Origin of the sequence: Fibrobacter sp. UWB2 (genome assembly GCF_002210425.1) — a bacterium.
GTDB classification, from domain to species: Bacteria; Fibrobacterota; Fibrobacteria; order Fibrobacterales; family Fibrobacteraceae; genus Fibrobacter; species Fibrobacter elongatus.
The window spans coordinates 442,608-451,549 of record NZ_MWQK01000005.1; the positions used below are offsets into that span (position 1 = coordinate 442,608).

The 8,942-nt window shown below is 45.7% G+C and carries 6 protein-coding genes; 2 read left to right on the top strand and 4 right to left on the bottom strand.

Features of this window, described 5'->3' with window-relative positions; genetic code table 11:
• Positions 1–32 precede the first annotated feature (32 nt).
• Positions 33–869 carry a TIGR02147 family protein gene (locus B7982_RS12100; RefSeq protein WP_088660970.1) on the top strand — a complete coding sequence of 279 codons (837 nt, stop codon included), beginning with the start codon at positions 33–35 and terminating at the stop codon, positions 867–869.
• Positions 866–3,034 (top strand): FISUMP domain-containing protein, encoded by a 2,169-nt coding sequence (locus B7982_RS12105; protein WP_088660971.1) that lies wholly within the window; start codon positions 866–868, stop codon positions 3,032–3,034. Before B7982_RS12100 ends, B7982_RS12105 begins: the two co-directional genes overlap by 4 nt.
• Positions 3,035–3,076: 42 nt before the next feature.
• On the opposite strand, the gene B7982_RS12110 is transcribed toward B7982_RS12105, so the two are convergent.
• The 4 genes from B7982_RS12110 to B7982_RS12125 all read right to left on the bottom strand — a co-directional run.
• Complete coding sequence (locus tag B7982_RS12110) at positions 3,077–3,523, bottom strand: nitroreductase family protein (protein WP_233138535.1); 447 nt, start codon at positions 3,521–3,523, stop codon at positions 3,077–3,079.
• A gap of 75 nt (positions 3,524–3,598) precedes the next feature.
• Positions 3,599–5,812 (bottom strand): hypothetical protein, encoded by a 2,214-nt coding sequence (locus tag B7982_RS12115; RefSeq protein ID WP_233138536.1) that lies wholly within the window; start codon positions 5,810–5,812, stop codon positions 3,599–3,601.
• Positions 5,813–5,829: 17 nt separating this feature from the next.
• Positions 5,830–8,568: a hypothetical protein gene (locus B7982_RS12120; protein WP_088660973.1), complete on the bottom strand. Its 2,739-nt coding sequence runs from the start codon at positions 8,566–8,568 to the stop codon at positions 5,830–5,832.
• Between the two features lie 11 nt (positions 8,569–8,579).
• Positions 8,580–8,942, bottom strand: a 363-nt coding sequence (locus B7982_RS12125; RefSeq protein WP_144065964.1) for a nitroreductase family protein, incomplete at its 5' end; no start/stop codon positions are given.

The window sequence follows — 8,942 nt, forward strand, 5'->3', positions numbered from 1 at the left end:
TGGTGCCAACTGAAAACGAAAGGAAAGTGAACATGAAGCCCATTCTTAATTATTTGGATTATCGTTGCTACATGCGCGATTTCTACGAGGAGCGGAAGAAGTCATCCGCGTTTTCGTGGAGGGAATTCGCCAAGCTAGCCGGATTCGTCTCGCCCACGTACTTGAAACTGGTGTGCGACGGAAAGACAAACTTGAGCAAACCCGGCATTCAAAAAGTCGCGAAGGCTATGGGTCTCGAGGGATTCGAACGAACCTTCTTTGAAAACCTAGTGCAATTGGGCCATGTGAAAAGCGATGCCGAGAAGAAGACCGTGCTTGCAAAAATCCTGCAGTCGGCCAAGGAGAACAAGATGCACGTCCTGAATGCGGACGGTTTCCGCTTCTGTGAACATCCGGTGTGCCCGATCGTGCGGGAACTTGCCCCGCTGATGCCCGGCGCGCTTCCAAGCGAAATGGCCGCAAAAATCAATTCCGAGGTTACGGCGCTCGATGTCCGCGATACACTCCAGTTCTTGGTAAAGACAGGACTTCTAAAAAAGACGGGCGAGAATTCCTACGAGCAGACTTCGAAAATGGTGAAGATTTCGAAGGACGCCTTGCCCCTGACGGTACGCTCCATGAACCGCGAAATGGGCCGTCTCGGCTTTCTGTCGCTGGACAACACAGAAGTTGACGAACGAAGCGTCTCGGGCCTCACCATGGGCGTCGACGAAATTACCTACCGCCGTATCGTGCGCGAGGTGGACGAGTGCCGCCGCAAGGTGGCCGCCATCGCCGGCGAATGCAAAAAAATTAACCAGGTCTACCGCCTGAATCTGCAACTTTTCCCCCTGACGAAAAAAGTCGATGAAACCCAGAGGAACGTATGAATATGCTGAAAACTTTGAATAGCCTACCGATTGCCGCATCGTTCCTTGCCGTCGCATTTTTCGGCGCCTGCTCCGAAACCGAGAACCCGCAGGATGCCGGCGTCTGGGTAGACGAACCCGCCATTGCGTTTAATGAAAGTTCGTCCAGTTCAGAAAATTCGTCTAGTTCACTTTTGGAAATCAAATCCTCGAGTTCTGTCGTGGAGGAAAGCAGTTCCTCGGTGAAAATGGAGTCATCGAGTTCATACAAAGTCGGAATACACTTTCCGGAACATAACGGATGCGGAATAGCCCCCAATGTCTACACAGACTCACTGGAAGCGAAGCCCGCTGCGAAAATAGCGAAGATAAAAGCGGCATCCGCCAAGGAGCCTTCGTACGCAGCCATTATGATGAAAGATGAGAAATATGGAGTCCTGAGTGCCTTTGTCGAAAAACGTCTCGAGATTCTTGAAAAACAAGGAGTCGCACACGATTCCGCTTGGATACAGGCGGCAGAAGAACTGTTGCAAGAACTCGGTCTAGACTCCCTACTTGCCGATCGCCAAATGCCGGTATATTATATGGAATATACCTTGTTCTACCTTTACAGAAGTGGCAGCGATCAATTGAAAGCGTATTTGGTCGACGATTTTGCAGACGGCAAGCTTGAACCGAAAAATTACTGCTTCAGTAATAAGCCATACGATACATTTGACCAAGTTGCCTTTAATTTCATGCCCATAGGATGCGTATACGATGAACACGAGATTTTGGACCCGGAAGCCATCATCAAGAACATCTGGCGCAAGTGCTCCGGAATGCCGTACTGCAGCGATGCGATGGTCGGGATGTTCAACAAAGACAGTTCATTAGTATGCAAAAGTAGCAGGTATTACGCTTATACCATAACTGACAATTATACCATAAATGACGATACCTATACCAATTGGGAAATAGCCTCTCCGCTGGATGTCGAAACGTCGGGAATTCCCTGCGACGCCGACGGCAAGTTCGTCGTGAGCCGCAAGAACCCCGATCGCTCCTATATTTGCACAGCCGATAGTGGATGGGATTCAACAACGACCGTCAAGATCGAAATGAAGCAAATCCCGTGCGATACAGTAGGAGCATTGTTCAAAAGCAAACTGAATCCTGGAGGGGTTTATATTTGTAGGGATACCGTCTGGACCGGGGAATATCTCTGGAATCGAGAATATACCCTAAATACATGGGACAAGGCGACTCCTTTTGAAGCCGAAGTCGCGAACGTTCCCTGTGAAAAAAATGGGGAAATGATAAAAAGCGTCGTGGCTCCGGATTCATTCCATATTTGTAGGGACGGCATTTGGGGATTAGCCACCCGCTTGGAAAGGGAAACCTACAAGATCCCATGCGACGAAGAGGGCAAACATTTCGAAAGCCAAGAACTCCAATCTATGTATTATGTGTGCCATGAAGGCAAATGGCATCAATTTGACGAAATCACTTGCGAAAATGGCGCAAGGTACTCTACGGCCAATGAAAAGGACAAAAAATACAAGACGAATTATGCCTGCAAAGACGGAAAGTGGTATTCAAGTAAAGACGAATCCTGGGAAATTCCATACGAACTTTATTTCAATCCCAACATTGAATACGGCTCGTTTTCAGATCCGAGAGATGGCCGCACCTATCGTACCATTGGCTACCGAGGAACAACATGGATGGCCGAAAATCTCAAGTATCAAGGAACTCCAGAAACCTTTGAAGTTGACAAAAAATACTGCAAAAGTGACAATTGCAAAAATTCAGGTTACTACTATACCATAAATGCTGCGGAACAAGCCTGCCCGGAGGGATGGAGATTCCCGACAAATAACGAAGTTGCACTTCTAAGTACTCCTGACGACTCAGAAGAAGTTAGTGTGTCCTCGACGCGAAAGTTGTTCAATGCATTGTTCTCGCAGATGAATAGCTTGGGCCTTGGCTATGATGGATTGGATAAATATGGACTGAGTTTCACCAAGACCGGCCTTTTTAATAGAGAAGTCTATGTGAATAGCGACTATCAGTACTTCTGGATCCAGGATACCGGATGGAAAGACATAACGGTAGCGGAAATAACAACCTACGAAATAAAGTCTCGCAAATTCTCCAGTGACATAAACAACATCAAGGCTCCCGTCCGCTGCGTCAAGGAATAAAAAAATAAATCCCGCGATTTTTTAACCGCGAGATTACCTGTATTAAACAAACACGACTTCGTTGCCTGTGCGGGGCGTTTCCGCGCGGTTCGGAAGTCCCGATTCCGTATCGGCATAGCCAATCGCCACAGAAGCGTAAACGCGTTCATCTTCCTTAAGACCAAGACCGCGCAGGTATTCCAAAAGCGTCGGGTCTTCATTCAGCCACTTGAGCTGATTGATATAGCAACTGCCAAGGTCAAGTTCTTTTGCAGCAAGCATCATGTTTTCAACAGCGCAGGCGACATCCGCCATGTTGTTGCCATATTCTTTTTTATTCGCAACGACGATAAGCACGGGCGCCGTGTAGCAGAAAGAATAATTGCCCTTGCGCGAAAGCGTGATAGAATTCTTGAGGCTCTTGTACAAATCTTCACGAAGTTCCATCGCTGCAAATGCGGACTGTGCAAGTTCCTTGAGCTTTGCAATCACCGCCGCATCCGAAATCACAAAGAAGTGATTACCTTGCGCGTGCTGCGACGAGTCTTGATAGCTTCGAGTGTATTCATGTTTTTAAATGTAATATTATTCTTCAGGTTCTACAATCCCGTTCAAATACCAAACACCACTATTTGTCGGCGCACTAAAACGATAAACCGTCCCGTCAATATCCACAGCATAAATCAAAGTGCTAACACGGGTTCCTCCTGCAAAACGGCTTAGTTCTACATCATCCGGCAAGGAAACATCTGACCTACCACGCAGTTCAATTTTGTCCCACTGGTATTTGCCACCAGATTTTACACAGCTCCAAAGCGACGAAGTCTTCTCGTTCCAAAGCAAACCGACATTCGAAAGGGTATCGCAACTTCCAATGCTATCGCGATATTCATAGCTCACGGCATTTTCAGATTTTATAAGAATCCACATATTCAGCGCCATACACCTATAATAATCCCCGTCATACCTTTTTACGGTATCGTACAAATCGACATAGCACAAATCTCCCGCCTTTTCGGGGACCGTCAACTTATCCTCACTTAAAACATGCCACTTACCGCTTTCGCATATGTAATACTTGCCATCATAAATCTTTTTCGACAAGTTATAGAACGGGACGATGGAACAAGTATCATTGTTGATTACGGGAGGGATTGCCTCCTCGGGAGTCATCTTGCGCCACTTGTACACCACACTGGAATCACTCCTTTTCAAGCCACTATCTTCGCAAATAAAATAATCCAAACTATCTTTAAAAATCTTTTCCACCTGTTTTTCCGTGCACGGTTCATTCGCATAAACAGGCGCCGGGATTTCGGTCCACACGGTATCGCCCGCACTATAATCGGCAAAGTCACGGCATCCGTAATAGACACCAAGATGTTTGCCCGTGACGCGGTCCTTTGTGCAACGGTTCAGATAATAAGTCAATGAATCAATCTTTGTCCAGCTCCTCCCAATGCACTGCACATATAAACTATCAAATATTTTTCTATCGCCATAACCGGAAGAATAGCACTGGCCCAGTTTTCTTGAGGCCTTTATGTCCAAGGCCTTCGCATAGACAAGCGTATCTTTTTCCGTAATTTCCTTACCAGCGTACTTGTCGTTCCAAGCGCAGCTACCGGACTTTTCGCATTCACAAAGATATAGCGAATCCCTGACAAATATCACAGAACCATCTTCGTAGTAAGTTCCGCAATCTTGATAGTAGCCGCTCAGCAGTTCCTTCTGGCTGACGTTCTTTTCCCAGATATTCGATTCTTCCCTACACAGATATTCATCGCCCTTGTACATGACAATAGAGCGCGTTTCAAATATGCAGATACCAATAGAATCTTCAAGGGAATCCTTCAGGCGCCAATGGGAATCAAAACCGCCATTGTCATACGTGTCATAAATAAAATACTTGCCGTCGTAAGCACTGGACTTGCACTTGATCTGAACAGAATCCGGATACTGTGTCGGGAAATGCATTCCATAGGCAAGGCCAAAGAAGCCCGGTTCAAAAGCTTTAATCCCGACGGCCGTATCTCTCGAAACGCTTGCATACGAAAGCTTGCCCTTCACACCGCTCTCGACACGTTTAAAAGTTGATAGCCACGTATCGGCAGCATCCACCATGATAGCAGATTCCACAAAACCGTTCTTGGCAAACGATTCGCGCACCTTCTTGTAGTTTTCATAAAAAGCGCTATCCGATACTTCATGCTTGCAAAAGATATACGGCATCAAGTTTTCAAAGTCGACATTATTATTTCCAGAGGAATACCCGATAGTCTTCGCATAGACTTTAAAAATTTCGTTCAGTTCATTCAACGCAGAATCATTCGCCGCTGAAAAATCGAAATTTTCCTCGCGCACCAAATATTCAACACGCGCCGCCACAAGCGACATGTGAATGTTCAGGCTGATGCTATAGTGAGACCCGTTCAGGCGATAGTACTGTGAAAATTCCTTCTTGGACTTTTCGCCATCCTTAAACGTCGTCACGATTTTCAGGACCGGATAACGGACATCCTGTGAGGTCAAATCAAATGCCTTGCGGTCCCAACGATCCGAGCTGTCAATCGGCAAGTCAATAGTGTCTACAGGATTCAGATCCTTATCGACACTCATAATCCGTACAGACAAAGGTTCCATAGTCGGCAAATAATCTATCGTCCCTTGCAACGATGCCGGCGAAAACTGGTAGCCGTTCTTGTCGAAGCGGGCAAAGACAACTTCTTCTCCGGAATCAGAGCATGCAGCAAGCCACAGGCTTACAAACAACAAAACTGATTTTACAACTTTTCTCATATTCATTTTCCTCCTCGCTATTCATCCTGGACGCAAAGCGCTTGCACCATCGGATACAAATCCTTCGGGCAATCGACAAGGCGACGGCCCTTTTCTCCATCACGGTGGTGCCAGGCATATTCAAAGCACTCCTGAGTCTTTTCGTCCTTTTCAGTACTTGTCCAGAACAAATCAAAGTAAATCAAGTTTCCGTAAACAGAGCATCTACTGATGTAATAATCCCACATCAACGGCGAATCGTTTCGAAGATCCATATTCGTCGTCAAATACGCAATATAATCCTCTTGCATAAATTCTTCCGATGATGGAATATGGAATCCGTCCGGGCAGAATTTGCTTGCGCGATTCCAGTCCGTATAATCCTTGTAAGAATCCACATCAAAACGCGTCAAGTACACCGTATCCACATTCGCCGTATAGCGACCGCCGCACTTGCTGTAGCTTGTTATACTGGATTTCCACGATTTATAGTACGTGTCAAATTCTTCCGTTGTATTTTTCAGGGAATCCACGCGGAGCCTTTCCTGCGGGCGTTCCACATGCAAGAACAAATTCCCGTTATAAAAATACGCGTCATAAGCACCACTACTCAAATCAACATGGGTCAGGTACATTGTATTTTTCGAAAGTATAAAACGATACGTAGAGTTTCCAACTTCAACCGTATAAATAGAATCGTTGTCGATTTTTCCACCCTTGAAATTTTCGCGCTTAAAAGATTTCGGCATTGTATACGGCTTGGCCCCTAAAAGGATTTCGTGCCAATCCCATACGCTGTCCATTTTGGCGCAACCAAAAAACGAATCCGCCTTTTCACTCCAATGAATTGTCTTTTGCGAAATAGCGCTACACGCACCCAAGCTATCGCGATATTCATACGGCCCCGCTTCCAACGCAGACATCTTACGCCACGTCTTTACGGACTCGCACACATAATAATCACCGTTATAGCATTTCACAGTCCCATACAAACTATCCGTACAGAAAAGTCCATCTCTTTCAGGAGCCATTACAGAATCAGCACCTACACTATGCCAGCGGCCATCCCTACATATATAGAACTCATCACCATAAGCCACTTTCTCATTGATTCGGTCCCTATTACAAGGAACATTGTCAATCATCGGCGGAATCATTTCGTCATCTTCTATTGTTCGCCAATGACCAATCCCCCAGCAACCAGATTTTACAAAGCCATCCTCATCGACGCAATAATCAGCTTCACAAATAAAATATGCACCATCGTATCTTACAGTATGGTTCTGATACCTAGAATCACAGGTGTCATTATAATACACAGGAGGGTAAACTTCTCGCCACACAGGCGAATCAGAACCCGCCCAATAATCTTTACATGAATAGTAGACCCCAAGATGTTTGCCCACCTGATTAGTTTTCGTGCATCCTCCCAAATAATACATCAAGGAATCTATTTGCGCCCATCTTCCAAAAGAGCATTGCACAAAAACACTATCTAGCTGTTTTTTATTCCCATCGTCCTTACATTCCCCAAATCGATCAAGCGCCTTTGCATGCAATACTTCTGCATACAGGGAATCCCCTTCATGAAACACTGTATTTGCATACTTGTTGGTCCAAGCGCATTTATTCTTGCTATCGCATTCACAAAAGAAAAGCGAATCTTTCAGATAGAAAGCATGGCCCCTTGTATAGTACCCCCCGCACGTCCCGTACTTATACGTCAAAATCGTATCACGATTGCTTTCCGTTTTCCAAGCAAATTCCTTATTCTTGCACAGGTAATACATACCATTATGTTCAACTATGGAAACCGCTTTTACCTTGCATAGCCCCAAAGTATCTTCAAGAAGCGAAGGCAAACGGAAGAAAGTATTATTCCAATTACTTCCATCGTACTCGCAAATAAATTTACGACCGTAATACGCGCTTTTTTTATTCAAGATTTCTGAATAGCAAGTATCACACCGCGGAAACCCTATCCCGTAAGCCCCACTAAAAAATTTATACGAATAATTTTCATCATCATAATCCTTATCCCTTGAGCCGCTCTTAAAGCGAAGGTAGCCTTTTTCATAAACTTGTTCAAAAGTCGAGAGCCACGCATCTGCGGCACGGACAATTATCGAAGAATCAATACTCCCCGATTTGGCAAACGAATCGCGAAATTCGATAAAGTCATGATAAAAGACGCTATCCGAAATCTCGTGCCTGCAATAAACGAAAGGAGCGAGGTCATACTTTTTCCCGAACACATCACTTAAATCAGCACCAAATACGCGCCCCAGTTCCGCAAAAGCCGTATCTACAGCATCATCAAAATCATAGTCCTCTTTTTGCACAAGCGTTTCAATTCGCTTCGATGCAAGCGCCGCATAAAAGTTCTGATTTAATTTCGAGAAGTTTCCCGCTCTAGAAAGGCGCATGTACTGCACAAATTCCATTTGTTTCTGTTCGCCTTCGGCCGGGAAAACAGTCACAATCTTGAGGTACGGATATTCGTAATCGCGATTATCATGGATGAACTTATAAACATCCACAGGATATAATTCAAAAGAATCCCGCGGATTCAGCTTTCTATCGACGGTCACAATCCTGAAGTATTCCGGCGTCATGGAAGGCAAGTACTGGACACTGCCCTGCACTTCTGTCGGAGAAAACCGGACCCCGAATTCATCGTAACGTTCAAGAGCCCGCTCCTCCCCATCATCAAAGGAGGAACAGGCCACAAGCCACAACGCAGCTGTCAGTAGAAACGCTTTTATAAAGTTCACCATGAAATCTCTATTTATACATACACGACTTCGTTACCGACGCGAGGCGTTTCCGTACGATTCGGGAGTCCCGATTCCGTATCGGCATAGCCAATTGCGACAGAGGCATACACGCGTTCATCTTCCTTGAGCCCGAGGCCACGCAAGTATGAGAGAAGCGTCGGGTCTTCGTTCAGCCACTTGAGCTGATTGATGTAGCAACTGCCGAGGTCAAGTTCGTTTGCAGCAAGCATCATGTTTTCGACAGCGCAGGCAACATCGGCCATATTGTTGCCGTATTCCTTCTTGTTCGCAACGACGATAAGCACGGGCGCCGTGTAGCAGAAAGAATAATTGCCCTTGCGCGAAAGCGTGATAGAATTCTTGAGGCTCTTGTA

Excerpts from the sequence above, each read along its gene's own strand:
- B7982_RS12100 (WP_088660970.1), top strand. The coding sequence starts at position 33 with ATGAAGCCCATTCTTAATTATTTGGATTATCGTTGCTACATGCGCGAT.
- B7982_RS12105 (WP_088660971.1), top strand. The coding sequence starts at position 866 with ATGAATATGCTGAAAACTTTGAATAGCCTACCGATTGCCGCATCGTTC.
- B7982_RS12115 (WP_233138536.1), bottom strand. The coding sequence starts at position 5,812 with ATGAGAAAAGTTGTAAAATCAGTTTTGTTGTTTGTAAGCCTGTGGCTT.
- B7982_RS12120 (WP_088660973.1), bottom strand. The coding sequence starts at position 8,568 with ATGGTGAACTTTATAAAAGCGTTTCTACTGACAGCTGCGTTGTGGCTT.